At 65.8% G+C, this 26,143-nt stretch carries 24 protein-coding genes, 3 rRNA genes and 2 pseudogenes; 7 read left to right on the top strand and 22 right to left on the bottom strand.

The window, feature by feature from the left end; genetic code table 11:
- Positions 1-36: 36 nt before the first annotated feature.
- The gene (locus tag GBA65_RS11520) at positions 37-429 is read right to left on the bottom strand and encodes a putative glycolipid-binding domain-containing protein (RefSeq protein ID WP_323127094.1); all 393 of its coding nucleotides are present in this window, start codon (positions 427-429) and stop codon (positions 37-39) included.
- Between the two features lie 168 nt (positions 430-597).
- On the opposite strand from GBA65_RS11520, the gene GBA65_RS11525 reads away from it, so the two are divergent.
- The 3 genes from GBA65_RS11525 (at position 598) to GBA65_RS11535 (ending at position 3,703) form a co-directional block, all read left to right on the top strand.
- The gene (locus GBA65_RS11525; RefSeq protein WP_166396681.1) at positions 598-1,242 is read left to right on the top strand and encodes a TetR/AcrR family transcriptional regulator; all 645 of its coding nucleotides are present in this window, start codon (positions 598-600) and stop codon (positions 1,240-1,242) included.
- Between the two features lie 147 nt (positions 1,243-1,389).
- Entirely contained in the window at positions 1,390-2,376 is a 987-nt protein-coding gene (locus tag GBA65_RS11530) for a matrixin family metalloprotease (protein ID WP_166396682.1), read from the top strand.
- Positions 2,377-2,665: 289 nt separating this feature from the next.
- Positions 2,666-3,703: a hypothetical protein gene (locus GBA65_RS11535; RefSeq protein ID WP_166396683.1), complete on the top strand. Its 1,038-nt coding sequence runs from the start codon at positions 2,666-2,668 to the stop codon at positions 3,701-3,703.
- 70 nt (positions 3,704-3,773) lie between these two features.
- Here the strand turns inward: GBA65_RS11535 and ruvB are convergent, their stop codons facing one another.
- From ruvB to ruvC, 3 genes are all read right to left on the bottom strand, one after another.
- Positions 3,774-4,859, bottom strand: a complete 1,086-nt coding sequence (ruvB, locus tag GBA65_RS11540) for a Holliday junction branch migration DNA helicase RuvB (protein WP_166398475.1) — start codon at positions 4,857-4,859, stop codon at positions 3,774-3,776.
- A 65-nt stretch (positions 4,860-4,924) separates the two neighbouring features.
- On the bottom strand, positions 4,925-5,506 hold the full coding sequence (ruvA, locus tag GBA65_RS11545) for a Holliday junction branch migration protein RuvA (protein ID WP_166396684.1): 582 nt from the start codon (positions 5,504-5,506) through the stop codon (positions 4,925-4,927).
- A 24-nt stretch (positions 5,507-5,530) separates the two neighbouring features.
- Entirely contained in the window at positions 5,531-6,073 is a 543-nt protein-coding gene (ruvC, locus tag GBA65_RS11550; RefSeq protein ID WP_166396685.1) for a crossover junction endodeoxyribonuclease RuvC, read from the bottom strand.
- Between the two features lie 317 nt (positions 6,074-6,390).
- Between ruvC and GBA65_RS11555 the strand changes: the two genes are divergently transcribed.
- Positions 6,391-6,714, top strand: coding sequence for a carboxymuconolactone decarboxylase family protein (locus tag GBA65_RS11555; protein WP_166396686.1), 324 nt, complete (start codon positions 6,391-6,393; stop codon positions 6,712-6,714).
- Between the two features lie 74 nt (positions 6,715-6,788).
- On the top strand, positions 6,789-6,989 hold the full coding sequence (locus GBA65_RS11560; protein WP_166396687.1) for a hypothetical protein: 201 nt from the start codon (positions 6,789-6,791) through the stop codon (positions 6,987-6,989).
- Positions 6,990-7,011: 22 nt separating this feature from the next.
- Here the strand turns inward: GBA65_RS11560 and GBA65_RS23125 are convergent, their stop codons facing one another.
- From GBA65_RS23125 to GBA65_RS11610, 12 genes and pseudogenes are all read right to left on the bottom strand, one after another.
- Entirely contained in the window at positions 7,012-7,419 is a 408-nt protein-coding gene (locus GBA65_RS23125; protein WP_207955710.1) for an alpha/beta hydrolase, read from the bottom strand.
- A gap of 528 nt (positions 7,420-7,947) precedes the next feature.
- Positions 7,948-8,418: an Asp23/Gls24 family envelope stress response protein gene (locus tag GBA65_RS11570; protein ID WP_166396688.1), complete on the bottom strand. Its 471-nt coding sequence runs from the start codon at positions 8,416-8,418 to the stop codon at positions 7,948-7,950.
- A gap of 80 nt (positions 8,419-8,498) precedes the next feature.
- The gene (locus GBA65_RS11575) at positions 8,499-9,101 is read right to left on the bottom strand and encodes a YsnF/AvaK domain-containing protein (RefSeq protein ID WP_166396689.1); all 603 of its coding nucleotides are present in this window, start codon (positions 9,099-9,101) and stop codon (positions 8,499-8,501) included.
- Between the two features lie 119 nt (positions 9,102-9,220).
- A pseudogene (locus GBA65_RS26450) lies at positions 9,221-9,409 on the bottom strand (PRC-barrel domain-containing protein); the annotation flags it as partial.
- A 342-nt stretch (positions 9,410-9,751) separates the two neighbouring features.
- Positions 9,752-10,504, bottom strand: coding sequence for a YebC/PmpR family DNA-binding transcriptional regulator (locus GBA65_RS11580; RefSeq protein ID WP_166396690.1), 753 nt, complete (start codon positions 10,502-10,504; stop codon positions 9,752-9,754).
- A 129-nt stretch (positions 10,505-10,633) separates the two neighbouring features.
- Positions 10,634-10,774: a type 1 glutamine amidotransferase family protein gene (locus tag GBA65_RS25260; RefSeq protein WP_266096485.1), complete on the bottom strand. Its 141-nt coding sequence runs from the start codon at positions 10,772-10,774 to the stop codon at positions 10,634-10,636.
- Positions 10,771-11,055: a type 1 glutamine amidotransferase family protein gene (locus GBA65_RS25265; RefSeq protein WP_266096486.1), complete on the bottom strand. Its 285-nt coding sequence runs from the start codon at positions 11,053-11,055 to the stop codon at positions 10,771-10,773. The genes GBA65_RS25260 and GBA65_RS25265 overlap by 4 nt, the downstream gene beginning before the upstream one ends.
- 103 nt (positions 11,056-11,158) lie before the next feature.
- A pseudogene (gene pdxS / locus GBA65_RS11590) lies at positions 11,159-12,051 on the bottom strand (pyridoxal 5'-phosphate synthase lyase subunit PdxS).
- A 298-nt stretch (positions 12,052-12,349) separates the two neighbouring features.
- Entirely contained in the window at positions 12,350-12,550 is a 201-nt protein-coding gene (locus GBA65_RS11595; RefSeq protein WP_166396691.1) for a hypothetical protein, read from the bottom strand.
- A 15-nt stretch (positions 12,551-12,565) separates the two neighbouring features.
- Positions 12,566-13,717 (bottom strand): ArsA family ATPase, encoded by a 1,152-nt coding sequence (locus GBA65_RS11600; RefSeq protein WP_166396692.1) that lies wholly within the window; start codon positions 13,715-13,717, stop codon positions 12,566-12,568.
- Positions 13,714-14,505, bottom strand: coding sequence for a site-2 protease family protein (locus tag GBA65_RS11605; protein WP_166396693.1), 792 nt, complete (start codon positions 14,503-14,505; stop codon positions 13,714-13,716). Before GBA65_RS11605 ends, GBA65_RS11600 begins: the two co-directional genes overlap by 4 nt.
- Before the next feature lie 150 nt (positions 14,506-14,655).
- Positions 14,656-15,078 carry a TraR/DksA family transcriptional regulator gene (locus GBA65_RS11610; RefSeq protein WP_166396694.1) on the bottom strand — a complete coding sequence of 141 codons (423 nt, stop codon included), beginning with the start codon at positions 15,076-15,078 and terminating at the stop codon, positions 14,656-14,658.
- Positions 15,079-15,503: 425 nt separating this feature from the next.
- On the opposite strand from GBA65_RS11610, the gene GBA65_RS11615 reads away from it, so the two are divergent.
- Positions 15,504-15,851, top strand: a complete 348-nt coding sequence (locus tag GBA65_RS11615; protein ID WP_166396695.1) for a solute carrier organic anion transporter — start codon at positions 15,504-15,506, stop codon at positions 15,849-15,851.
- Between the two features lie 91 nt (positions 15,852-15,942).
- On the opposite strand, the gene rrf is transcribed toward GBA65_RS11615, so the two are convergent.
- The 4 genes from rrf to tyrS all read right to left on the bottom strand — a co-directional run bounded on the left by rrf (position 15,943) and on the right by tyrS (position 22,720).
- Positions 15,943-16,058 (bottom strand): 5S ribosomal RNA (gene rrf, locus GBA65_RS11620).
- Positions 16,059-16,133: 75 nt separating this feature from the next.
- Positions 16,134-19,117, bottom strand: a 23S ribosomal RNA gene (locus GBA65_RS11625).
- 275 nt (positions 19,118-19,392) lie between these two features.
- Positions 19,393-20,939 (bottom strand): 16S ribosomal RNA (locus tag GBA65_RS11630).
- The 16S, 23S and 5S rRNA genes sit together here, the layout of an rRNA operon.
- A 626-nt stretch (positions 20,940-21,565) precedes the next feature.
- A complete protein-coding gene (gene tyrS, locus GBA65_RS11635) occupies positions 21,566-22,720 on the bottom strand; it encodes a tyrosine--tRNA ligase (protein ID WP_166396696.1) in 1,155 nt (384 codons plus the stop codon).
- 67 nt (positions 22,721-22,787) lie between these two features.
- Here tyrS and GBA65_RS11640 point away from each other — a divergent pair, with 67 nt between their 5' ends.
- Positions 22,788-25,100: a transglycosylase domain-containing protein gene (locus GBA65_RS11640; protein ID WP_207955711.1), complete on the top strand. Its 2,313-nt coding sequence runs from the start codon at positions 22,788-22,790 to the stop codon at positions 25,098-25,100.
- 22 nt (positions 25,101-25,122) lie between these two features.
- Here the strand turns inward: GBA65_RS11640 and GBA65_RS11645 are convergent, their stop codons facing one another.
- Both GBA65_RS11645 and GBA65_RS11650 read right to left on the bottom strand, forming a co-directional pair.
- Positions 25,123-25,752: a DNA-3-methyladenine glycosylase gene (locus tag GBA65_RS11645; RefSeq protein ID WP_166396698.1), complete on the bottom strand. Its 630-nt coding sequence runs from the start codon at positions 25,750-25,752 to the stop codon at positions 25,123-25,125.
- 4 nt (positions 25,753-25,756) lie between these two features.
- Entirely contained in the window at positions 25,757-26,068 is a 312-nt protein-coding gene (locus GBA65_RS11650) for a hypothetical protein (RefSeq protein ID WP_228281267.1), read from the bottom strand.
- Positions 26,069-26,143 lie beyond the last annotated feature (75 nt).

The following is a 26,143-nucleotide window of genomic DNA, read 5'->3' on the forward strand; positions in this document are numbered from 1 at the left end:
CCGGCATCGGAACTTCACACAGCGGCGTTTACCCGGTTACGCCACGGCTCTCCTGAACAACCCCGGATGATCCAGCACGAGGCCGTCGTCAACGACGGGTAGGTCCGCCGTGAAACCACCATCGATACTCACAAACCTGTAGAGTCCGCCCCGGTCCCCTTGCTTCATACACGTGTAGCGCTGCGGCTCCGGCCAGACCTGCAACTGCGTGCCCTCGATGTAGGCGACGGAGATCTCGGCGGACTCGCTTGGAGCGAGGCCTGGCCTGCGGATCGGGAGGGTGCTGGTGAACGGCGTGACGGAGACGTCCACGTCGATGCAGCCCTCGAGCGCCGGCACGGCACGCCCGTCCCTCGTAGTCCAATGGCCCTCGCCGTCTGGGAGCAGATGGACTCCCGGCGGCTCGGGGCCGGGGACGCCCACGCGCACGGCCGATGGCAAGATCGGTCATGAGGGTTCGCGGTTCGGACATCCAAGACGCCTCTCCTTTGTGTACGGTGTTCACAATCCGTAAAGATAGAATACGATTCGTGCACGGTGTTCACTACCGGCTTTCATGATTTTGCGGGCAGATAGGCCGCTTGTTCTGAGGAGGAGATGACGAGCGCGGAAGCGGGACCTCGGAGACGCGAGAAGTACCGCCATGGCGACTTGCGCCGGGCGCTGGTGGAAGCGGGTACGGAGATGGCGCGCGAGGGCGGGCCACAGGCGGTGGTGCTGCGGGAGGCGACCCGGCGGGTGGGTGTCGCGCCGAGCGCCGCGTACCGGCATTTCGAGGACCGGCGGGCGCTCCTGGACGCGGTCTGTTCGGCCGCCCAGGCGGCGCTGGCCGTCGCGATAGAGGGAGAGCTCGCCGGACTAGCGGGTGACGGGAACCCCGCCGAACTCGCGCGGGCTCGGCTGCGCGGGGTGGGTACGGGCTACCTGCGGTTCGCGCGGGCAGAGCCTGGGTTGTTCCGGACGGCGTTCTCGGCCTCGGATAACCTGCGCAGCGCCGCGAGCCGGGACAGAGCCGGGGAGGGAGGGCTGACGCCCTTTCAGCTTCTGGGCGCGGCGCTGGACGAGCTCGTCGAGGCGGATGTTCTGCCGCGTGAACGACGCCCGGGCGCGGAGTTTCTGGCCTGGTCCGCGGTACACGGGCTGGCGATGCTCCTGATCGACGGACCGCTGCGCGGCCTCGAACATCCCGAAGCGCGGGAGGTCGGCCAGCGGCTGATCGATATGGTCGAACGCGGCTTGTAGGCCTACCGTTGGCCCCTGCCCGGTCCCTCGACCCGTACCTCGCGGAGCCGCGCTGCCACCCGAACGGGTCGCAGAGACTAAAGCAATGCTTCCCCGCGTCCGATAAAGGAGTAGGACGTAGCAAGTTAGTATCCCAAGGGGGGATTCGTGGGAAGGTTTGTCGCACTGGCCGTGGCCCTGACGCTCGGTCTGGCATCGACCCTGGCTTACAGCGGTTCGTCGTCCGCGCAGTCGGACAGGTCCATCCTGAGGGCGTGCGCCCCGAGCGAGGGGAAGATCGAGGCCCGCGGCCTCCCGCCCGTCGTCGACGCGGGGGATTGCCCCGTCGGGGACCGGGTGATCTCGGACAACGGGGCGAGCAGCACGCTCCCCCCGCGCGGCGAGAGCGTGCACGTCGAGACGCTCGGCGTCTCCGGCGCTCAGGAGCTCGTGATCGAGCACCGTCCGGACGGTGCGATCGAGCTGGCGAAGGTCGGGGACGACTCGGCGGCGAACGAGCCCGCGAGGGCCACGAGGGCGACCGGGCCGAGCGAGTGCTCCGACCGCGCCTTCACCCCCCTCTCCTACCGCGTGGAGCCGGGCCTGAGCTACTACTTCAACCGCGCCACGACCCCGTCGGAGATCACGCGCACCGCCGCCGAGGCCGCGGTCCGCAGGGCGACGACGAACGTCGCGAACACGAGGAACGCCTGCCGGCTCGGCGACAGGGTCTCCGTGGGCATGGCCTACGCCGGCGCGACCACTGCGGTCGCCGGCGTCTCCGCCTCCGGGACCTGCGCGGCCAACGACGGCAAGAGCATCGTCTCCTTCGGTACCCTCTCCTCCGGGGCCCTCGCCGTCACCTGCACCAACTACCTCGTGGGGGGCGGCGGCCCCGACCGGGTCACCGCCTCGGACATCAGGATCAACACGGGCCCCAGGTGGACCACGGCCCCGACCGCCCGCTCGTGCAAGAACAGCTACGACCTCGAATCCGTCCTGACGCACGAGCGCGGCCACACCTTCGGCCTCAGCCACGTCTCAGAGGGCAGCCACGGCAACCTCACCATGAGCACCAGGTCGAACGGGCCCTGCCAGGCCTCCGAGCGTACCCTCGGCCGCGGCGACGTCCTCGGCCTGGACGCCAAGTACTAACCCCTCCCGCAACACCAGACGCGGCCCTCCCGCTCCCTCCGGCAAAACGCCAACAGGAGCAGAAGGGCCCTTCTCATCCCCCCGCGCCTCTGCTCTCTCCCCCGACCTCGCACGAATACCGCAAGAAACGGCCACAACGGCGGTACCCGTTACGTCCGACTCTGCATCCACCCCATCCTGTCGTGCCGTTTCTCGATCTTTTGTTCTCTTTTAACGGTATCCCTTGACCAAAGTGCACGAACGCGGGCAACACTACCCTACGCATACCATGTCGGGGGATGGGAGATTGATGATGCAGCGCAGAATGCGGGCGGTCCTCGTGGCCCTCTTCGCCTTGTCCGTCTTGGCCCTGCCCGCCTGCGGCTCCGAGCCGGACGACGCCCAGACCGGACCGAGTACGGCTCCGGCGCGGGCGGAGACCCAGAGCCCGTCTCCGGGTCCGGCAACAGGAGAAGAGCCTGCAGTCGGGGAGAGCCCCGGCGGGCCGTCCGGTGGAGAAGAGGCGAGGACCGAGGGCGAGGCCGAGCCCGAGAAAGCCGCGCCCAGGCCGGTGGAGACGGTCCGGCTCGCGGCCAAAAAGACGGCGAAGGCGAGGACCGCCAAGTTCACGATGTTCATGGACTTCTCCGGGCTGGCGCCGGCGGGTACGAACGGTCCCGACGCGTTCAGCGTCCGGGTGGACGGGGCGGTGGACTTCGACAGGAACGTCTCCAGGTTCACCATGAACATGCCCTACATCGGCCAGATGAAGGTCCGCCAGATCGGCCCGGACGTCTACCAGAAGATGCCCGAGTACGTCCGCTCCCAGCTGCCCTTCGAGGAGGCTTGGATCCGCTGGAGGGACGACAGCCTCGCGACAGGAGGGTCCGCCGGCCAGGCCTCCGATGCCCGCACCGGCACCCCGGACGACGTAACGGGCGAGCTGGAGTACCTCCGCGGCGTCTCGGACGGGGTCGAGGAGGTCGGCAGGGACTGGGTCCGCGGCGTCGCGACGACGCACTACCGCGCGGACATCGACGTGGACGTCGCCGCCGAACAGGGCAGCGAGAAGCTCCGCGAGGCCTTCGGGGAAGTGAGGGATGAGCTGGGGCTCACGACCCTGCCCGTCGAGACGTGGCTCGACGACGAGGGCCGGGTCCGCCGCTTCAAGATGGAGGTCCCGCTGGACACCCCCGAGCTCAGGGACGCCGGCATCGAAGACGCCACGATCTCGCTGACCGAAGAGGTCTACGACTACGGCGCCCCCGTGCGCGTAGAGGCACCGCCCGAGGAAGACACCATCGACGTGGAGGAGATCGAGGAGCGGTCCCGCACGCGCTCGACCTAGAACGCAGAGCCGCCGGCCCTCCGCGGGCGCGGAGATACCGGCGGCGATGGCCCTCGCGCGGGAGCCGGGTCTAGTCCACCATCGGGATGCCGAGGTGGTCGTAGGCCCGCCGCGTCGCCACGCGCCCGCGGCTCGTGCGCTGGATCAGGCCGCTCTGCAGGAGGTACGGCTCGTAGACGTCCTCGACCGTGTCGCGCGCCTCGCCGAGGGCCACGGAGATCGTGCCGACCCCCACCGGCCCGCCGCCGAACTTCTCGATGACCAGCGCCAGGTAGTCGCGGTCGATGCGGTCGAGGCCGAGGTCGTCCACGCCCTGCATCAGGAGGGCCGCGGCGGCCGTCTCGTCGTCTATCGTCCCGTCGCCCATGACCTCCGCGTAGTCGCGGACGCGCTTGAGGAGACGGTTGGCGATGCGCGGCGTCCCCCTGCTCCTCATGGCGAGCTGCTGGGCCCCGGCCTCGGTGATGCGGACCTTCAAGATGCCGGCGTTGCGCACCACGATCTTCTTGAGGTCCTCGGGGGCGTAGTAGTCGAGCCGGGCGTTGAACCCGAACCTGTCGAGGAGGGGCTTCGTCATCAGGCCGGTGCGCGTCGTCGCGCCCACGAGCGTGAAGCGCGGGACGTCCATCCGGATCGTGCGCGCCGACGGGCCCTGGCCGAGGACGATGTCCATCGCGAAGTCCTCCATCGCGGGGTAGAGGACCTCCTCGATCTGGCGGTTGAGGCGGTGGATCTCGTCTATAAACAGGAAGTCGCCCTCTTCGAGCTGCGTGAGGATCGCCGCCATGTCCCCCGCCCGCTCGAGGCTCGGCCCGCTGGTGATGGAGATGTCCACCCCCATCTCGGCCGCGAGGATGCGGCAGAGCGAGGTCTTGCCGAGCCCCGGGGGCCCCGCGAGCAGCATGTGGTCGAGGGGCTCCCCCCGCCGCTTCGCCGCCTCCACAAAGACCCAGAGGTTCTCCTTGAGGGCCTCCTGCCCGATAAACTCCTCGAGCGTGCGGGGCCTGAGCGTCGGCTCGTCGCCCTCCTCGTCCTCGGAGGGGTCGACGGCGCTCTCGAAGCCTGCGGCCCCCGTTATGTCCTCGGGGACCTCTTCGTCGCGCTCGCCGTCTTCCCAGGGGCCGCGGCCCACCGTGAAGTCGTCCATCTCTTCCATCCCGCCGTCCGGCCCCTCGCCCGCCCCGCGGACCGGGCGCCGCTCCCCGTCGAACCCCTCGGAGCTCAACGCCTGCTGCCTATCCGTCGCAACGCCTCCTTGACGTATCTCTGCACCGAATCCTGCGGCGGCACCGCCTGCAACGCCCTCTCGGCCTCCTCGATGGAGTACCCGAGCGCCGCGAGGGCCTCGCGCGCCTCGATAAACGGCCCGCCCGCGCCGCCCCCGATGCCGGGGTCGAACGACCCGAGGTTCTTGCCCTTGAGCTCCAGCACCAGCCGCTCGGCCGTCTTCTTGCCGAGCCCCGGCACCGAGGCGAGCTTCACCACGTCGCCCCGCCCTACCGCCTCGACGATCTCCTGCGGCGAGAGCGATGAGAGGATCGCGAGCGCGAGCTTCGGCCCGATCTTGCTGACCGCAGTGAGCGTATCGAAGGCGGCGCGCTCCTCGCGCCCGGCGAAGCCGAAGAGGAGCATCGCGTCCTCCCTGACCACCATGCGCGTGTGCAGCACGCAATCCTCGCCCACCGCCGGGAGCGCCCTGAGCGTCGACGCCGAGGTGGAGGCCCGGTAGCCCACCCCGCCGACGTCGACGACGACGCCCTCCATGTCCTTCTCTGCCAACTGTCCGCGAAGCCTGTGTATCATCGCCTGATTATCCCCCACGCCCGGCTATTTCCCCACCCCCAACTTCTTGCCGGCCCTCCCGCCCTCCATCCTCAGGGAGAACGCGTGGCAGATCGCGATGGCCAGCCCGTCGGCCGCGTCGTCGGGGCGGGGGATCTCCGGCAGCTTCAACAGCGCCTTGACCATCTCCTGCACCTGGCGCTTGTCGGCCCTCCCGTAGGACGTTATGGCCTGCTTCACCTGCAGCGGCGTGTACTCGGCGACCTCGATCCCGGCCCGGTACGCCGCGAGGATCGCGACCCCCCGAGCCTGGCCGACGCTGATCCCCGTGGTGACGTTGGTGTTGAAGAAGAGCTCCTCGACGGCCACGGCCTGCGGCCTGTACCCCTTGACGAGCTCCGTGACCCCATCGAAGAGCCGACCCAGGCGCCTCGGCATCTCCCACGTCGAGGGCGTGGTGATTGCGCCGTGCTGCACGTAGCTCAGGCGGGTGCCCAGCGGCCCGCCGGTGCGGATCACGCCCCAGCCCATGGTCGCCGTCCCGGGGTCTATCCCCAGGATCGTCGTGCCGCCGCGCCTCTCTGCCATCTTCACCACCATGCCGGGAAACAGGTTAACCCGTCCCCAAGGGGCCTGCACCGCTCACCACATATGGTACGCCACCGCCACCGCGCCACTACCCCGGATCTACGGCGGCCCCGGTCCGGACCGGCTCTTCGGCCATACCGGCACGGACTCGCTGGATACCCTCAACGGGATCCGGCCGAACGACCTCGCCGCCGGCGGCTCGGGCAGGGATTCCTGCGCCACCAACGCCGGCGACAGGGTGAGGTCCAGCCCGTAAGCCGCAGGCATCCGGTGCGCCGTGCTAGCATCCCCTTGACACTCGAGGGACGGGAGAGAACATGACGGACTACTTGCCCGGGATCTACAAGCAATTCGAGAAGCGCTACCCCGGCGTGAAAGAGGCCTTCGACGCCCTGGGCGCCGCCGAGCACGAGGCCGGGCCGCTCGGCGAGAAGGAGCGAAGGCTCGTCAAGCTAGGGGTCGCCGTCGGCGCGGAATCGGAGGGCGGGGTCCGCTCCCACGTCCGCAAGCTCCTCGGGGTGGGGGCGTCGGAAGAGGAGATCCTGCACGCCATCGTTCTCTCGCTCACCACCATCGGCTTCCCCGCGACGAACGCTGCCCTCTCCTGGGCCGAGGACGTCCTCGCCGAAGAAACCAAGTAGAGGTTTCCCCGCTCAAAACCCATCTCCGCCTCGCTGGCTCGCGCGGAGCACGGCGACGAACACGAGGACGCAACTTGAACGAGCCCGGCCTGAGCAGGGAGATGCTGCTGGAGAATCTGAGGTGGCTGGCGGCGGGCAACCCCGCGTACGCCGGCACCGACGAAGAGGAGCGCCAGAACCCCGAAGTAGCCCGCCTGATGGCGGAGGATTTCCTGCTCTCCTACGTGGACGACCGCGAGATCACCGACCTCTTCGCCCGAGTTCGCGAGCGGTGATCTCGGCGGCGCCCGCCGCCGGTCAGCCGAGCGGCGAGCAGAGCCACTCCACGGCCTCGCGCCCGATACCCGGCGGGACCACGTGCCCGCCCTCGAACTCCCGATAGCGCACCTCGTACCCCGCGCGCTCAAGGTCCGGGACGATCCTGCGGCTGCACATGTCGATGGGCAGCCACCCGTCGCGCGTCCCGTGGGAGACGAAGAAGCGCGGCGAGCCGACCCGGCTAGCCGGCGCCACGAACCCGGGCGAGAACGCGAGCACGCGCGTGAACAGGTCCCCGTTCGACAGCCCGAGGGAGAGCGCGTAAGAGGCCCCGTCGGAGTACCCCCCGACGGCGACCCGGGCGGGGTCCACGGCGTGGGATGAGAAGACTTTCTCCAGAGCCACGTCGAGGGCCGCGGCGTCCGGCCCATACCGCCCGCGCCCCACGACGACGTCCCCAGGTCGGCCCGCGCGACGTGGGAGCGAGCAGGATCAGCCCCGCGGCGTCCGCATGCTCCCTCAGCTGCGCCAGACCGTCGCGCGCGTCCTCGCCCGCCCGTGCAGCAGCACCACCAGGGGCCGTGGCCGGCTCCTCCCGGTACCCGGCCGGGACGTACAGATACCCCCGCGAGCGCCACCCTGACCGAGATGACGCAGACCGAGCGAGGCCTCGCCGGTGGGCCTCCCCGGCCGCGCCCGCAGACGCCCCCCTCGTAAGACTCCGACAAGCGAACGCTCCTAGCCCTGGGCACCCCGCAACCGGGCCCCGTCGTCCTCCACGAGCAGGACCGCCCGAGCAGAGGCCGGTCCTATCCCGTTAAGCGGGCTACGATCGTGGCCCTCCTACGACACGAGAGCGGCCGGGGAAACCCGGCCGCTCATCACGCGTGCTATCGGTCGACGGGGACGCGCCTCGTTGACCGCGGCACGCCCAGACCCGGAGTCTTCGGGCCTCCGAGACCCTCGTCGAGCTCTCTACTGCTGGCGCGCCTGTTCCTTGACCTGCTCCTGCTGGCCCAGCATCGGCCGCTGCTCCGGGAACTGCACGTCGTTGACCGTGATGTTGACCTCGGTGACCCTCAGCCCGGTCAGGTTCTCGACGCGGTTTATGACGTTGCGGCGTACCGCCTCGGTCGTGCGCGGGATCGCGACGCCGTACTCCAGCGCCACCGTGAGGTCCACGGCCGCCTCCTCGTTGCCTACCTCCACGTTCACGCCTGTAGTGGGAGCAGGGCCGCTGGAGCTGCCGGTAACGGCGCCCGTCACGCTCCCCAGGAAGCCCCCCACCGCCGCGGAGGTACCGCCGCCCACCTGGACCTTCTCTATCTCCTGCGCCGCGATGCCGGCGATCTTCTTGACCACGGCGTCGTCTATCGTGGTGCCGCCCCTGTCGCTACTGAGCGCGCTCTGGCCCTGCTGTCCACCACGGGTTCCCTGTTCGGTCATTCTCTCGATCTCCTTTCCCTGGATCCCCGGCCGGGCTCAGTTCACCCGACCGGAGATCGAAACGAACTCACTCTGCGGTCTTAGACATCCCCGTCGTTGCGGCGGCGGGAGGTGCCGGAGGCGTCGTCGACGTCGACCTCTTCCTTGCGCACGTCCTCCTCGACGATCTCCTCGTCCTGGGCGACCTCCTTGCGCACACGGACCTCTTCCTTCACGACCGGCTTCTTGTCGACGACGACCTCCTCCTCGACGACGGGCACGCTGACCTCGTCCTCGCCGATCTCGCCGGGGGAGGCGTCGCGGTCCACCGGCACCCTGTCGACCGAGACCTCCTCGCGCTTCTTCGGGACCGCGATCCTCTCGCGCTCGGTGCGCACGCGCTTTCTGACGTTGACCTGCCCGGCCTCGCGCTCGCGGACCCCGGCGCGAAGCTCCTCCTCGGAGCGCTGCACCCTTAGCTCGTCCTCGTCCTCGAGGTCGTCGCCGGAGCGCTGGTTGACGCCCTCGTTGTCCGCCGCGTGGCCGCGGAACTCGCCGGACTCGGTGTCGCCCTCGACCATGCCCGGGCCGACCCTGCCGGCCTCGGCGTCGCCGGAGGTCGTGGAGTCGTCCCGCTCGTAGGCGCCGTAGGAGCCCTGCCCCTCCTGCTGCTGGGAGGCCCCGAGGCCGTAGTACTCGCGCACCTGGCGCTCGTAGTCGGGGTGATCTCCGAGTCGTCGTCGAAGCGCGGCCCGTTCTTGACCTGCTCCTTCTCCGCCTGCACGTACAGGGCCTGCGAGCCCTCGTCCACCCGCACCGCGTCCATCGGGATGAGGGTGGAGGAGAGGCCGAAGAAGCCCATCTTCACGCCCACGTACTCGGGCCGGTCCGACTCGTCCAGGAACAGGTCGTCGACCTTGCCGACCTTGTCGCCGTCGCGGTCGTAGACGGTGTAGCCGGCGAAGCGGTCCTCCACCGCCGTGAACCTGTCCGTGCGCTCCTCGCGTTCCATCAGGGATCCCTCCTCTATCGACGTCGGCCCAAACCCGGCCAACTGGTGCTGCTTACGTCATGTGGGGTATACCCTCCCTATAGTGCGGTAAACGACGAACCGTACGGGCGCCATAGGCGAGCACGTTCAACCGCTCGGATCACCGCTCGACGAAGCCGATCTCGCCCTCCAGATCGAAGCGCACCACAGCGACGACCGTACATCACGCCCAGGTCTTGAGCGTCAGCAAGCCGGTTCCGAGGGGATTCCTTGCGATCAGGTCGGGCCCTCTCTGAACCAGGCAAGAAAAAGCGGCCGGGGTAGACCGGCCGCCGAGGAAGAAAATCTGTTGCGGGGAGAGGGCTAGCCTGCCACCTCGGCCATGACCTCGTCGCTTATGTCGAAGTTGGCGAAGACCTCCTGGACGTCGTCGTTGTCCTCGAGCGCGTCGATAAGCCTGAGCGTCTGCTTCGCGGTCGAGACGTCGAGGTCGATGCTGTTCTGGGGCTGCATCGTGATCTCGGCGTTCTCGAACTCGATGCCCGCGTCGCGCAGCGCGTCCCTTACCGCCGTGAAGTCCTCGGGCGAGGTGACCACGCGGTAGTCGCTCTCGGAGGTCTCGACGTCCTCGGCCCCGGCCTCGAGCGCCGCCTCCATAAGCTCATCCTCGTCCACCGAGTCGATGGGGACCAGGATCACGCCCTTCCGCTCGAAGAGGTACGCGACCGAGCCGCTCGTCCCGAGCTTCCCGCCGTTCTTGGAGAAGACGTAGCGGACGTCGGAGGCCGTCCTGTTGCGGTTGTCCGTCAGGACGTCGACGAGCACCGCGACCCCGCCCGGGGCGTAGCCCTCGTAGGTGATCCGCTCGTAGGTCTCGCCGTCGGCGCCCGCGCCCGTCCCCTTGTCTATGGCCCGCTGGATGTTGTCGTTGGGCATGTTGGCGCCCTTGGCCTTCTGAACGGCGAGACCCAGCGCCGGGTTCATCTCGGGGTCGCCCCCGCCCTCGCGCGCCGCCACCGTGATGGCCTTCGAAAGCTTGCCGAAGAGCGCCCCGCGCTTCGCGTCGGCCGCCCCCTTCTTCCTCTTGATGGTGGACCATTTGGAGTGTCCGCTCATATACCGCATACCTCCCGTAAAAAGTACTCGTGGAACCGCACGTCGTCCGTGAGCTCCGGGTGGAAGGCCGTGACGAGGATGTTCTCCCCTTCGCCGCGACGATCCTCTCCCCTACCTTCCCTATGACTTCTACCCCGGGCCGACGTCCTCAAAGAACGGCGCCCGGATGAAGACGCCGGTGAACGGGCGGTCGAACCCCTCGACGTCGAGGTCCGCCTCGAAAGAGTGGACCTGCCGCCCGAAGCCGTTGCGCTCGACGAGCGCGTTCATGAGCCCGAGAAGGGCTGCCTGCCGCCCGTCGTCGCCGAGGCGGCGAGCACCATCCCGGCGCACGTCCCCCAGACGGGTCCACCCTTGTAGAAGTAGCTCCTCACGCTGTCCAGAAGCCCCGTCTCCACCATCTGCTTCCCGATGGTGGTGGATTCGCCCCCCGGCACGATCAGCCCGGCGAGCCCCATCAGGTCCTCGCTCTTGCGCACCTCGACGGGCTCGACCCCGAGCTTCCTCAGGATCTCGACGTGCTCGCGCACGTCCCCCTGCAACGCCAGCACTCCAACCCGCGTCGGGCCGGACTCCTCGCGCTCGGCCTTCCGAGCCGTTACCGGCCGATCGCCTTTTCGAGCCGTTACGGGCCGGCCCCCGCCGTTGTTCCCGTTACCAGCCACGCGAAGCTAGTTTCTCCCCCTCCGAGAGGTCGCCCATCTCCCGGCCGACCATCGCCTCCCCGAGGCCCGGCTGACCTCCGCGATCACCTTCGGGTCCTTGAAGTGCGTCGTCGCGCGCACGATCGCCCGCGCCCTCGACGCCGGGTCCCCGCTCTTGAAGATGCCGCTCCCCACGAACACCCCGTCCGCCCCGAGCTGCATCATCAGCGCCGCGTCGGACGGCGTCGCGATCCCGCCCGCCGTGAACAAGACGACCGGCAGCCGCCCGTTCTCCGCCACCCAGCGCACGAGCTCGTACGGCGCCCGAAGCTCCTTCGCCTCCGCCATCAGCTCCTCGTAGTCCAGCACCGTCAGCTTCTTGATGCCGCCGACGATCGAGCGCATGTGCCTGACCGCCTCGACGACGTTGCCGGTCCCGGCCTCGCCCTTGGACCGGATCATGGCCGCCCCCTCGCCGATGCGCCTCAGCGCCTCACCGAGGTTCGTCGCCCCGCACACGAACGGCACTTCGAACGCCGCCTTGTCGATGTGGTGCGCCTCGTCGGCCGGCGTCAGCACCTCGGACTCGTCGATGTAGTCGACCTCGAGCGCCTCGAGGACCTGCGCCTCCACGAAGTGCCCGATCCTGGCCTTCGCCATCACCGGGATGGAGACGGCCTCCTGGATGCCCTGGATCATCTCGGGATCGCTCATCCTCGCGACCCCGCCCTGCGCCCTTATGTCTGCCGGGACCCGCTCGAGCGCCATCACCGCGACCGCTCCGGCCTCCTCGGCTACCTTGGCCTGCTCGGCGTTCACCACGTCCATGATGACCCCGCCCTTGAGCATCTGGGCCATCCCGCTCTTCACCCGGAACGTCCCGGTCGACTGCCCGTTCTCCATGCGTAACTCCCGTCGGTGCTAACGAAATCCTGCCGAAAATGTATGAACGTATCTTACTACCGACACCCCCTCACGCCAAACCTGCCCGGCGCTCGCGCGGGGGAGCCCGCCTAAACCTTCTGCTGCTTCTCGCGCTCCTCGGCGAGCCCCTTCGGGAACACCCTCAGCGCCTCCTTCACGCCGTGGGTCACGGCTCCTACCGCCGCGGGCACCGCCCTTGCGAGCGAGTTCCCCAGCCGTCCTGCTCGCCCGTCGGGTCATCGCCGCCTCCCCGGCGGCGGCCAAGCGCGGCGCTACTCTATCTCGATCCGCTCCCGGCGCTCCGCCCCGGCATCCTGCCCCCGCCCCTCGGGGCGCGCGAGAGCGCCGACGCCCCGCAGGACCTCCAGCCCCGCCCGGCGAAAGTGCCCGGTCGCGCGCCTGCGCCGTTCCCCGGCACCAGCACGTAAGCCAGGACGCCGAGTATCGGCGCGCGGCGCCTCCTCCTATCCTCCGTCATCCGCGAGCCTCACCTTCAGCTTGTCGCCCTCCATGCGCGCCCCGCCGCCCGCAGCCGCACCATCGAGTCCGGCAGCAGGACGCTCCGCCGGTAGCCGCCCACCCGCACCGAGAGCTCCGCCCCCTTCTTCGACAGGTCCACGCTCCCCTTCTCCAGGAGCGGGAGGTTCAGGATCACCTCGTACCCGCCGTCGGCCTTGACGATGTCGTGGGCCGCCCCACGGAAGTAGCGCCGCAGCGGGTCCTCCCCGCCGAAAATCTCCTCCGCCAGCGCCGAGAGCGCCTCGACGCCGTACATCTCGCGCTCGAAGAGCCGGGCCTTGAAGATGGGGAGCGGCGAGAACGCCTCCTCGATGCTCCTCAAGTGCCGGCCCTGCGACTCCCGCCACCTCTCGAAGTACGGGTCCGAGACCTCGTCCGGCAGCAGACGATTCACCACGACCGCGTCCACGGCGTAGTCGTACAGGTTCAGGTACGTGTACGCCCTCCGGGACTCGGCGACCACCATCTTCTCCGCGTTCGTCACGAGCCGCACCGACGTCTGCTCGGGGTCCGTCAGGACCTCACCCACGCTCGCCACCGCGTCGTAGAAGCGCTGGAGAGCCCCGAAGAAGCTGTCCTCGGGGAGCGGTGGCAGCGCCTTCGTCCTCGCCCGCCGCGCGAACGGACGTACCAGCTTCGCCGCGCTCCTCTGCACGGGGAAGATCTTCTCGACGTACCAGCCCATCTGATCCGGCAAGCTCAGGAGCCGCAGCGTCTCCCCCGTAGGGGCGGCGTCCACGACGAGGGCGTCGTACAGCCCCTCCTCGTGGTGGCGCCGGACCATTAGGAGGCCGAAGATCTCGTCCATCCCGGGCAGCATCGCCAGCTCCTCGGCCGCCAGCGCCTCCGTCCCCTGCCACTCGAAGAGCGTGGTCATGTACTCCTGGATCTCCGCCCAGTGCTCCTGGATCATGGTCCCCTGATCCATCTCCTGCGCGAACAGCCCCTCGGCCATCTCCCTCGGCTCCGGCCCCACAGGCTCGTCGAACGCGTCCGACAGCGAGTGCGCGGGGTCGGTGCTCATCACCAGCACCTTCTTGCCCGACGCCGCGGCCTTTACCGCCGTGGCGGCCGCGACGCTGGTCTTCCCGACCCCGCCCTTTCCGGTGTAGAGAACCGTCCTCAAGCGCTCGGCGGAGGAGCCGGCACGTCGGTGACCCCCATGAGGAGGGCGAGGGAGACCGCGAGGACGAGGTACACGGCCCCGACGGCGAACCTGTGGCGCGGCTCGATCTTGTGGTAAGCCTGCCCCTCGGGCGTGTTGCGCGTCTTCCAGCGGTGCCAGAGCTCCGGGCCACCGAGAAAGGCGACGAGCAGCAGGAACAGCGGGCTGATCGCCGACGTAAGCATCAGCGCGGCCATGAGGCCCACCCCGAGGATCCAGAACGCCGGCGAGAGCGCGCCTATCGCCCGCCCGCCGTCCAGCGGCAGCACGGGCAGCAGGTTGATCAGGTTCAAAAAGAACCCGACGTACGCCAGCGCCAGCAGCACGGGCTCCTGGGTCCACGCGTAGAGCCCAAGCACGCCGAGCGCCCCCAGCGTTCCGAGCACCGGCCCCGCGAGCCCCACCCGCGCCTCGGCCAGCGCGTTCTTGGGCAACTGCTTCATCGCCACCAGCGCCCCGAGGAACGGGATGAACATCGGAGCGGACGCCGGTATCCCCTCGCGCTTTAGCTGCAAGACGTGGCCCATCTCGTGTACCCAGATCAGGGCCACGAGACCCACCGCGAACCACAACGGGAAGAGCAGCGCGTACGCCCCGATGCTCAGCAGCGCCGTCAGCGCCGTCCCGACGAACTTGATCTTGAGCAGGGCGAACAGGACGAACTTGAACTTCGCCAACAGAAACCCGATGGCCGCGAGGGGCGCGAGGAGGCGCTTGACCGTCCTCCACATGCCGCCCTCGGGCCTCACGGGCTCGTACGTCGGTGCCTCGGGCGCTCTTGCAGGTCGCTGCGGAAGATGGGCTCGTCGCCGCGTCCCCGGTCGTCCCCGCCGAAAGAATGTCGATCCATGCCTACATTATACCGCCGAGCCCGCGCGGCCCGTGGGGCCGCGCACACGCTACGAGATCGGCGGCTGGCTGTCTTCGTTTATCTCCTGCCGGTAACGCCGTCCGTCCTCGAAGGCCTGCTGCTCGTCCACCTTGTAGATCGCCTCCGGCGCCGCCTCCAGACGCCCCCTGACGATAGGCTCCCCGCTCACGTCGGAGAGGCCATAGGTGCCCTCCTCTATCTTCTGCAACGCCCGCTCCACGTGGCCCAGGCGCCCCTCCATCGCCTCACCGACGGTCGCGTCCATCTCCCGCGTGAACATCGACTGGCTCATGTCCCCCGAGTCGTGCTCCGTGAAGTCGCCCTCGTCCTCGGCGCGGTTCTGGTTGTCTCCCTCCATCCCCTCGACGATCCTGCGCAGCTCCGCGCGCATCTCCTCGAGCCGCCCCTTCTGCTTCTGTACGAACTCCTGATCAATCTCGGGATGAGCCACCAAACTCTCCTAACCTAGTCTCAGACCTACGGGCGCGAATACTAACCGCCCACGCTCAACTTACCGCAATCGGCCTCACGCCACACGTGCCTTCTAGCCGTCCTCAGGACGCGCCGGCCCCTGCTCCTCGGAAGCAATCCCAGCCTAACGAGGCCGGTCCTCCCGTACCGCGCGAAGCCGGACGCCCGTGCCTTCGACTTCGCCACGACTCCGATACCGTCGCACCCACTCATCGCGCTCGGAGACCACTCAGCCGGCACGTTGGCGAGGGTTTGTGCCAGCCACAAACACCACGGCGATGCGGCGACGCGCGTAAAAGCATAAAGGTCCTACGTAGTAGCACCTGGCACGTACGAGGAGAGCCTGGTAGTCTTCGCGCAGACCGGGAGGAGGATCCGACGGATACGCAGACGATAACGTGGCTCGTGGGTGACCCACGGTTCTGGTATGGGTTCGTTGCTTGCGCGGCTCTCGTGTTCCTCGCGTTGCTGCCCGGGGTACTCTTCCCGCGTAGAAGAACGGTCGTCCTCTATGAGCCCCACGACCGCGCGCCCGTCCCCTACTCGGACCCCTTCTACAACGCAGGCTCCGAGAAACTGAGGCACGCCAGGACCGGTACTGCGCTCCGCGAACACCGGGAAAGGCTCAAGCAGACGCGTCTATCCTACGACACGCGGCGCTCCCCGCAGGCTTCCCACATCCGGGAGGCCCGGAAGCTAGCGGTGTGGCACCCCCACCCCGACGACGCCATGCCCTCGTGGGGGCTCTGGTAGCACCGTCTTCTAGCAACCCGTAAGATCAACGTCCCGAACGACAAGAAGCCCCCGGCGCAAACCGGGGGCTTCAGATCACGATCTAATAAAGAATGGGCGACGACCTACTCTCCCACAGGGAGACCCTGCAGTACCATCGGCGCTGGCGGGCTTAACTTCTCTGTTCGGAATGGGAAGAGGTGTATCCCCACCGCCATCGTCACCCTTTCAAAAGGATCAGCGTATTCGGTTGTAGAACGCCCGGAGGCACATCTGATCTTTGAAAACCGCATAGCACGATAAAACATCAAGCCCTCGACCTATTAGTACCACTCGGCTGAACACATCGCTGTGCTTACACCTGTGGCCTATCAACCTGGTGGTCTACCAGGAGTCTTACTCCCTCATGGGGATGGGAGATCTTATCTCGAGGCGAGCTTCCCGCTTAGATGCTTTCAGCGGTTATCCCTTCCGAACATAGCTACCCGGCGGTGCCCTTGGCAGGACAACCGGTGCACTAGAGGTTCGTTCACTCCGGTCCTCTCGTACTAGGAGTCACTCCTCTCAAATCTCCAACGCCCACGGAAGATAGGGACCGAACTGTCTCACGACGTTCTGAACCCAGCTCGCGTACCGCTTTAATGGGCGAACAGCCCAACCCTTGGGACCTACTCCAGCCCCAGGATGCGACGAGCCGACATCGAGGTGCCAAACAGCCGCGTCGATGTGAACTCTTGGCGGCTATAAGCCTGTTATCCCCGGAGTACCTTTTATCCGTTGAGCGACGGCACTTCCACTCGTTACCGCCGGATCACTAACCCCGACTTTCGTCCCTGCTCGAGATGTCTCTCTCGCAGTCAAGCTCCCTTGTGCGTTTACACTCTGCGCACGATTTCCGACCGTGCTGAGGGAACCTTTGGGCGCCTCCGTTACTTTTTGGGAGGCGACCGCCCCAGTCAAACTACCCGCCTGACACTGTTCCCCACCCGGATCACGGCGTAGGGTTAGAACACCAACACAGCAAGGGTGGTATCTCAAGGACGGCTCCACCGAGACTGGCGTCCCGGTTTCATAGCCTCCCACCTATCCTGCACAAGCTGTGTCAGCATCCAATGCCAGGGTATAGTAAAGGTTCACGGGGTCTTTCCGTCTTTCCGCGGGTACTCGGCATCTTCACCGAGACTACAATTTCACCGAGTCTATGGTCGAGACAGCGCCCAGATCGTTACGCCTTTCGTGCAGGTCGGAACTTACCCGACAAGGAATTTCGCTACCTTAGGACCGTTATAGTTACGGCCGCCATTGACCAGCGCTTCAGTCGCCAGCTTCGCCCGAAGGCTAACCGGCTTCCTTAACGTTCTGGCATTGGGCAGGCGTCAGCCCCTATACATCGTCTTGCGACTTAGCAGAGACCTGTGTTTTTGGTAAACAGTCGCCTGGGCCTATTCTCTGCGGCTCCGAACAGCTTACGGCGCAAGGCCTTCACCGTCCAGAGCTCCCCTTCTCCCGAAGTTACGGGGACAATTTGCCGAGTTCCTTAACCATAGTTATCTCGATCGCCTTAGTGTTCTCCACTCGCCCACCTGTGTCGGTTTTGGTACGGGCACGTACATGACTCGCTTAGAAGCTTTTCCTGGAAGCATGGGATCAACCACTTGCCCTTGCGGGATTCGGCTCGACCCTCAGCTTTTACGGGGCCCGGATTTTCCTGTTCCCCAGCCTACGGCAAAGCCCGCAGTCAACCAGCGCTGCGGTTGGCCTACCCTTCTCCGTCCCTCCATCGCTCAAACGCCATGTTCGTGGTGCAGGAATGTCTACCTGCTGTCCATCGCCTACGTCTTTCGACCTCGGCTTAGGTCCCGACTGACCCTGGGAAGATTAGCTTTACCCAGGAACCCTTGGGCTTTCGGCGGACAGGTTTCTCGCCTGTCTCTCGTTACTCATGCCAGCATTCTCTCTCCTGATCCGTCCACGCCGGCTTACGCCGCCGCTTCGACCGTTACAGGATGCTCCCCTACCACTCCAGCATAAGCTGAAGTCCGTAGCTTCGGTAAACGACTCAAGGCCCGAACATTTTCGGCGCAACACCACTTGACCAGTGAGCTATTACGCACTCTTTAAATGATGGCTGCTTCTAAGCCAACATCCTGGTTGTCTGTGCAGCGCCACATCCTTTAAACCACTTAGCCGTTATTTAGGGACCTTAGCTGACGGTCTGGGTTGTTTCCCTCTCGGAAATGAAGTTTATCCCCCACTCCCTGACTCCGGCGCTCTTACGTCCACGGTCTTCGGAGTTTGTCTGAAGTTGGTAACCTTGTGGGGCCCCGCGTCCAAACAGTGCTCTACACCCGCGACGAAACACGCCAGGCTATACCTAAATATATTTCGGGGAGAACCAGATATCGCCGAGTTTGATTAGCCTTTCACTCCGATCCACAGCTCATCCGCCCAGTTTTCAACCTAGGTCGGTTCGGTCCTCCACGAGGTCTTACCCCCGCTTCAACCTGGCCATGGATAGCTCACTCGGTTTCGGGTCTGCGGCATCTGACTCTACGCGCTATTAACACTCGCTTTCGCTTCGGCTCGCTCTTAGCTAAACCTCGCCAGACACCAGCAACTCGCTGGCCCGTTATGCAAAAAGTACGCCGTCACAGCACGAAGCTGCTCCGACCGCTTGTAAGCGTATGGTTTCAGGTACTATTTCACTCCCCTTGCGGGGTACTTTTCATCTTTCCCTCACGGTACTGGTTCACTATCGGTCACCGTTAGTGTTTAGCCTTGCGGGGTGGTCCCCGCGGATTCGATCCGGGTTTCACGTGTCCGGATCTACTCAGGTGCCGAACAGAGAGTCGCTCGAGTTTCGCCTACGGGGCTTTTACCCACTACGGCGGGACTTTCCAGTCCGCTTCGACTACCCGTGCGTTTTGTAACTCTCTAGGCTGCCCTGTGGGACAACCACGTCGGTCCTACAACCCCCAACACGCAACGCCCACAGGCTTTCACGTGCTGAGTTTGGGCTATTTCCCCTTTCGCTCGCCACTACTCAGGGAATCGAGACTTTCTTTCTTTTCCTCCGGGTACTCAGATGTGTCATTTCCCCGGGTTCCCTCCGCACACCCTATGTGTTCAGGTGCGGGTAACGAGCCGTTACGCTCGCTGGGTTCCCCCATTCGGAAATCCGTGCTTCAAAGCCCGCTTGCGGCTCCACACGGCTTATCGCAGCTTGCCACGTCCTTCATCGGCTTTCGGTGCCAAGACATCCACCATACGCCCTTAATATCTTGATGGCATTATTATCGCACTATGCAGTTTTCAAAAACCAGACGCCTCGCTCTCGCAGGCGCGCCTCTACGGCGAGGGGCCGAAGCCACCCACCGCACGGCTCCAGAGCCAAAGGCCCTGAAAACTGAATAGTAGCTAGAACAGAGAGAAGAAGGGAACCCAACGTCGAGTCTGGTCGAAGTATCCTAGGTCGAGAAGCCTCACGAGGAACTGTAAAGCTCAACCCGCTATATCGAGACCCTCGTCCGGTCGGCCGTTGCCGGCCTAACCTACTCCCTAGAAAGGAGGTGATCCAGCCGCACCTTCAGGTACGGCTACCTTGTTACGACTTCACCCCAGTCGCAAGCCCTACCTTCGCAGACCGCGTCCCGCAAGGGGTTCGCTGCGCCTACTTCGGGTATTGCCTACTCCCGTGGTGTGACGGGCGGTGTGTACAAGGCCCGGGAACGTATTCACCGCGGCATGCTGATCCGCGATTACTAGCAACTCCGCCTTCACGCAGTCGAGTTGCAGACTGCGATCCGAACTTAGACTGGCTTTGATGGGATTCGCTCCACCTCGCGGTCTTGCAACCCTTTGTACCAGCCATTGTAGCACGTTTCTAGCCCTGGACGTAAGAGCCATGATGACTTGACGTCATCCCCACCTTCCTCCGGTTTGTCACCGGCAGTCTGATGTGAGTCCCCAACTTAATGCTGGCAACACATCACAGGGGTTGCGCTCGTTGCGGGACTTAACCCAACATCTCACGACACGAGCTGACGACAGCCATGCAGCATCTGTGGTGCACCCTCGAAGGTCACACGTTTCCGTGCGCTTGCAGCACCATGTCAAGTCCAGGTAAGGTTCTTCGCGTTGCATCGAATTAAAGAACATGCTCCGCTGCTTGTGCGGGCCCCCGTCAATTCTTTTGAGTTTTAGCCTTGCGGCCGTACTCCCCAGGCGGGACACTTATCGCGTTGGCTGCGGCACGGACAGATTCGACTCCGCCCACACCTAGTGTCCATCGTTTACGGCTAGGACTACCAGGGTATCTAATCCTGTTCGCTCCCCTAGCTTTCGCGTCTCAGCGTCAGGTGTGGCCCAGCAAGCCGCCTTCGCTACTGGTGTTCCTCCGAATATCTGCGCATTTCACCGCTACACTCGGAATTCCACTTGCCTCTACCACCCTCTAGCCCGGCAGTATCCATCGCACGCCCAGGGTTGAGCCCTGGGTTTTCACGACAGACTTACCGAACCGCCTACACGCTCTTTACGCCCAATAATTCCGGACAACGCTCGCCCCCTACGTATTACCGCGGCTGCTGGCACGTAGTTAGCCGGGGCTTCCTCGAAGGGTACCGTCAAGCTCGAGGCTATTAACCTCTCGCCCTTCGTCCCCAACAACAGTGCTTTACGACCCGAAGGCCTTCCTCACACACACGGTGTTGCTGCGTCAGGCTTTCGCCCATTGCGCAAGATTCCCGACTGCTGCCTCCCGTAGGAGTCTGGGCCGTGTCTCAGTCCCAGTGTGGCTGATCATCCTCTCAGACCAGCTATCCATCGCCGCCTTGGTGGGCCGTTACCCCACCAACAAGCTAATGGACCGCGGGCTCATCCCTCGCCGGATGGCCGAAGCTACCTTTCCTCTATGGACCATGCGATCCGTAGAGCGTACGGGGTATTAGCCGGAGTTTCCTCCGGTTGTCCCCCTGCGAGGGGCAGATTGCCCACGTGTTACTCACCCGTTCGCCACTGTACTCACCCCGAAGGGCTTTCTCGTTCGACTTGCATGTCTAAAGCACACCGTCAGCGTTCGTCCTGAGCCAAGATCAAACTCTCCGAACTAGCTGCAAAAACGAGCCGAAGCCCGCTCAAAAGCTAAAGTGGTCGTGGGCGCTACCCACGGCGGCGACCTCCGTATTACTCTTGGGCCGCAAAGAGTCAGATCCCGACGTTATTTTAAGACGGGTTCACCTATCATTCTCTAGGTCTTTCGCTACTATTCAGTTTTCAAGACCTCCAAGCTCTTGCCTCTCGGCTGAGCCGGACCGGGATTATAGCACCTCGGGGGCGAAAGAAAACCCACTCGCTAGAGTGGGCGTCGGACTCTTCCCAGTTTGTCGGGAAGTCGCCCTATCGCACCGCCTCGGTTATCAAATCGCTTCCGGTCATCGGTAGAGGGAGTATAGCACCGCGATCCCGGTTGTCAAACCGTTCTCTGCGGGCTCCTCTGGGCCAAGACTGCGCCCTCTCTACCACTTCTTTTCGACCGACCCAAGCCCTCTGCCTCTCGGCGGGGCGATTATTCCGAGTTGTGTAGAACCTTTAGATTCCCACCGCCCCGGTCTCCCGGGACCGCCTCAGATGTCGGCGATGAGGAGTATAGCGCGCCGCCCCGAAGCGTCAAGCGCTTCCTCGAAAAAAGTTTCCGGGCCGTTAAACGCGCCCGGCCGAGCGCTTCTACAAGGTCTCTAGGAGGGCGCGACGAGGCGGGCGTAACGGCGTTTGCCGACCTGAATGACAGAGCCATGTAGCGTCCCGGCGTCCAGCGCGAGCTTCTCGTCTCGGACGGGCTCGCCGTCTAGCCTGACGGCGCCCCCCTTTATGAAACGCCTCGCCTCGCCGTTCGTGCCGGCGAAGCCGGCGTGGGTAATGAGGTCGACGATCCAGACCTCCCCATCCGGCAGCGCCACCTCTGGCGCGTCGTCGGGGATGCCGCGGCGGACGACGGTGTCGAAGGTGGCCTCCGCGTCCTTTACGGCGTCCTCGCCGTGCAGCATGCGCACGAGGCCGCGGGCGAGCTCGCGCTTCTGCTCGACGGGCGGGGCGTCGGGCACGGCGCTGTCTAGCAAGAGCTCGTAATAATCCTTCATGAGGTTGTCCGGGATGCTCATGGCCTTCCCGAACACGTCGCGCGGGGGCTCGGTGAGCCCTATGTAGTTGCCCAGGGACTTGCTCATCTTCGCGGAGCCGTCGGTGCCCACGAGGAGCGGCATCGTAAGGACGCACTGGGGGGTCTTGCCGTAGTACTCCATGATGTGGCGCCCCATGAGCAGGTTGTAGAGCTGATCGGTGCCGCCGAGCTCCACGTCGGCGTCCAGGGCCACGGAGTCGTACGCCTGCACCAGCGGGTAGAGCAGCTCGGTGAGCGTGATCGGGTCGCCGGCGCCGAAGCGCTTGCTGAAGTCGTCGCGCTCCAGGATGCGGGCGACGGTGGTCGCGCGCGTGAGACCTATTATGTCCGCGAGCGTGAGGGGGGCGAGCCACTCGGAGTTGTGCCGGACCTCGGTGCGGTCGCGGTCGAGGATGAGGTAGGCCTGATCCAAATACGTCCTGGTGTTGGCTTCGATCTCCTCGGGGGTGAGCATGGGGCGGGTCTTGGAGCGCCCCGAGGGGTCCCCTATCCTCGCCGTATAGTCGCCGACGAGCAGGACGGCTGTGTGCCCGAGATCCTGGAACTCTCGGAGCTTCTTTAGGACGACGGCGTGGCCGAGGTGGATATCGGGCGCCGTGGGGTCGAAGCCGAGCTTGACCCGGAGGGAACGACCGCTCGACAGCCGCCTCTCCAGCTCGTCGCGCGGGATCACGTCTACCGCGTTGGCGAAGATCCGGTCGAGGTCTCCCATTAAAGAAATGCAACCCTTTCGCAATATCCTCGTAACCCGTCCACGGTTGCTGTACTATACCGCACCGATGGCCCGCACTTATCAGAGGAGGGGCGGCAAGGCCGTGTCGAGCCCGGCGCCCGGTAAGGGCACGCTGCGGGTCGGCCCCTCCAAGGATGCCAAGAAGAACCGCGGTCGCGGCAAGGAGAGCCTCAAGGCACGCATTCTCAAGTGGTTTGGCGTGGCGTTGCTGTGCGGCGTCGTGGCGGCGCTCTTCTTCGTGGCGGGCGGTTATCTGGGTCTGGTGCGCAGCGTCGGGGAGCTGGAAGAGCCTCCGGTCGTCTCCTCGCATCCGACGTACATCTACTCCGAGCCGATCGGCGAGGCGCAGGGTTCCGCCCGCGTGGTGGGGACGATCTTCGAGGGCGAGAACCGCAAGGCGGCCTCCGTGGACGAGATGCCGGCGACGCTCCTCGACGCCCTCGTCGCGAAGGAGGACGCCCGGTTCAGGGAGCACGCCGGCGTCGACCTCGCCGGGATCATGCGCGCGCTCTGGGTGGACATCCGCGCCGGGGAAGCGGTCGAGGGCGCCAGCACGATCACCCAGCAGTACGTGAAGAACGCGTACCTCTCTCAGGACCGCTCCATCTCGAGGAAGCTCGAGGAGGCGGCGATCGCCATCGAGCTCGAGCGGCGCTACGAGAAGGACAGGATCCTCGGCATGTACCTGAACACCGTGTACTTCGGGAGCAACGCCTACGGGGTCGGGGCCGCGGCCGAGACCTACTTCAACAAATCGGTGGACGACCTTACCCTAAGCGAGTCAGCCACCCTCGTCGGCCTCCTCTGGTCGCCCTCGACGCTCGGGGTGGACGGCGAGGGGGCCATGTACCAGCGCAACTTGGTGCTGGAGAACATGTTCGAGGCGGGCTACATCACCCGCCAGGATCACCGGCAGGCCCTCGACGAGCCCCTCCCGGAGCCGTGGCCGAAGGCGCCCATGATCGAGTCCGGCCTCACGGGCCCGCCCGAGATGAGGGACTTCGCGGAGACGGTGCGCGAGGAGCTCGTGAACGAGTACGGGGCGGCTACCGTCCTTCAGGGCGGTCTGAGCGTCTACACGACCCTCGACCTCGAGGCACAGACGGGGGCCCGGGAGATGCTCTACGGGCCGGCGGGCTTCCTCGCCTACGCCGGGGACCCGGACGCTGCGCTCGTGACCATCGAGCCCGAGACCGGCTACATAAGGACGATGGTAGGAGACCGGAACACGGAGTCGCAGTTCAGCCTCGTGACGCAGGCAAGGCGCCAGCCGGGCAGCTCCTTCAAGCCGTTCGCCCTCATCGCGGCGCTCGAGCAGGGGATCGACCCGAAGACGACGCAGTTCGTCTCCGAGAAGAAGCGGTACACGATCCAGGACGCCGAGGGCAACCCGGAGAAGTGGGTCGTGGACAACTTCGAGGAGGAGCACCGCGGGCCCATCACGCTGGAAGAGGCCTTGTGGTTCTCGGACAACTCGGTCTTTACGGACCTCGTGATGAACGCCGACGGCAAGGGGCTCGAGAACGGCCCGGAGGCCATCGCCGACGTGGCGCACAGGCTCGGCGTAACGGCCGAGCTCGACACCTCGAACCCCTCCATCGTACTCGGGACGCGGGAGGTCTCCCCGATGGACATGGCCACCGCCTACGCCACGATAGCGAACGGGGGGCGCCTGGTGTCGCCGACCGGGATCAAACGCGTCGTGCAGAACGAGGGTCAGGAGAACGAGACGGTCCTGCGCGAGGAGGGCGACCGCCCCGAAGGCGAGCAGGTGATCGAGCCAGAGGTGGCGCGGGCGGCGACGGAGGTCATGATCGGGGACGTCACCGAGGGGATCGCGACGAAGGCCAACCTCGGGGAGCGCCCCGTAGCCGGCAAGAGCGGGACCTCGGAGAACTTCTTCGACTCGTGGTTTGTCGGTTTTACCCCGCAGCTCGTGACGGGCGTATGGATGGGCTACGCCGAGGGCGGCGCTACCCTGGAGGGGCTGCTCGCGCTGGACAGCAGAACCCAGAAAGGACCCCTCGCCCCGCCGGCCGTGATCTTCCAGACCCACATGCAGCGCCTCCTCGAAGGCGCTCCGGTGGAGCGCTTCGAGGGCATCGACGGTTCGCAGACCTTGACGGAGGGCAGGGAGCAAACTCCCGGCGCTCCGTCTTCTCTCGAGAGCACGACCCCCGCCGCGCCAGGTCAGGCCAACGGGTTGCAGCAGGCCGCGCCCAATACCGTTCCGGGGATAGGCGGTGCGACGGGCGCCGTGCCTCCCACGCCTCCCGGGCAACCTGTAGCGCCGCCCGTGACCGCGCCGTCCGTGACGGACCCGTCGAGCGGGGCCGCGGCGGCCCAGTACGGCTTCTAGTACTCCTAAGATTTAGGAGAAGTCAGATGGTGGGGACGGGACCGCCGCGCCTCAGCCCGCGCTCGGCGACGGTCTTGGGCGGAACGGAGACGTTGGGGTCTCCCTCGACGAGGTAACGGTAGGGTAGCTCGGTGCCGCGGCTGAGGCCGATGCGGGTGGTGGCGACGATCTCGCCTTCCGAGGCCTCCCCGTAGCGCAGGGTGAGCGGCGGGTGCGTGAGATCGTGGGCGTCGTGGCGCATCTCTATGCCCAGGGCCTGCGTGAGCTTTCCGGGTCCGGTACACAGGTCCAGCTTGCCGCGGCGCTCGGCCATAAGGTCGAGGCCCACGAGGGGAGCCAGCGCGCGGATAAGGACGGCGCTGCCCTTGCCTTCCTCCTCGCAGTTAACGTTGATCAGGGGGTACCTGCCGTAGATGAGGTAGACGTAGGCGAGGCCGGGGCCCTTGAAGATGGTCCTGTTCTTCATCTCGGGCCAGCGGTACGCGTGGCAGGCCGGATCGTCCATGCAGAGGTACGCCTCGGTCTCCACGATCACGCCGGAGGCCGTGCCCTCGTCCGTCTCGTGGGCGAGGACGCAACCCAGGAGGTCCACGGCGACCTGCCTCGGGTCGCGATCGTAGAAGTCGCGCCCGAGGACGTCGCCGAGCTCCAACGCCCTACTGCTCCCCGGTGAGGTCCGAGATACGGTGGGAGAGCTGGTCGAGGTCGAGGCCGGCCTCGGAGCGTATGGAGCCCTTGAGGAGCGGCCTGACCTGCCCGATCTGCATCTGGAGCTGGCGCAGGAGCTCCACCGCACCGCTCTCGACGCCGACCATGTCGCGCACGATCGTGCCCTCCGTCCGCCCCGCGACGAGCGGCTCGGGGAGGTTCTCCACGTACACGAGGGTCCGCCGGCCGCTGCCGCGATCCTCTTCTATCGGTACGAGCGCGACGATCTTGTCCGCCCGCACATACTTACCGAAACCCAACGAAACGATTCTGTCCTGAATTACTTTCATGATGCTGTAATTTTAACATGATTTCCGATATCTCCAACGGAGAAC

This window comes from Rubrobacter marinus (genome assembly GCF_011492965.1).
Classification (GTDB): Bacteria; Actinomycetota; Rubrobacteria; order Rubrobacterales; family Rubrobacteraceae; genus Rubrobacter_F; species Rubrobacter_F marinus.

Bases quoted from the DNA above. Each gene is read 5' to 3' on its own strand.
- GBA65_RS11525 (WP_166396681.1), top strand. From the start codon at position 598: ATGACGAGCGCGGAAGCGGGACCTCGGAGACGCGAGAAGTACCGCCAT.
- GBA65_RS11535 (WP_166396683.1), top strand. From the start codon at position 2,666: ATGATGCAGCGCAGAATGCGGGCGGTCCTCGTGGCCCTCTTCGCCTTG.
- ruvB (WP_166398475.1), bottom strand. From the start codon at position 4,859: ATGGAAGAGATGGACGACTTCACGGTGGGCCGCGGCCCCTGGGAAGAC.
- ruvA (WP_166396684.1), bottom strand. From the start codon at position 5,506: ATGATACACAGGCTTCGCGGACAGTTGGCAGAGAAGGACATGGAGGGC.
- ruvC (WP_166396685.1), bottom strand. From the start codon at position 6,073: ATGGCAGAGAGGCGCGGCGGCACGACGATCCTGGGGATAGACCCCGGG.
- GBA65_RS11555 (WP_166396686.1), top strand. From the start codon at position 6,391: ATGACGGACTACTTGCCCGGGATCTACAAGCAATTCGAGAAGCGCTAC.
- GBA65_RS11570 (WP_166396688.1), bottom strand. From the start codon at position 8,418: ATGACCGAACAGGGAACCCGTGGTGGACAGCAGGGCCAGAGCGCGCTC.
- GBA65_RS11580 (WP_166396690.1), bottom strand. From the start codon at position 10,504: ATGAGCGGACACTCCAAATGGTCCACCATCAAGAGGAAGAAGGGGGCG.
- GBA65_RS25260 (WP_266096485.1), bottom strand. From the start codon at position 10,774: ATGAACGCGCTCGTCGAGCGCAACGGCTTCGGGCGGCAGGTCCACTCT.
- GBA65_RS11595 (WP_166396691.1), bottom strand. From the start codon at position 12,550: ATGACGGAGGATAGGAGGAGGCGCCGCGCGCCGATACTCGGCGTCCTG.
- tyrS (WP_166396696.1), bottom strand. From the start codon at position 22,720: ATGGGAGACCTCGACCGGATCTTCGCCAACGCGGTAGACGTGATCCCG.
- GBA65_RS11640 (WP_207955711.1), top strand. From the start codon at position 22,788: ATGGCCCGCACTTATCAGAGGAGGGGCGGCAAGGCCGTGTCGAGCCCG.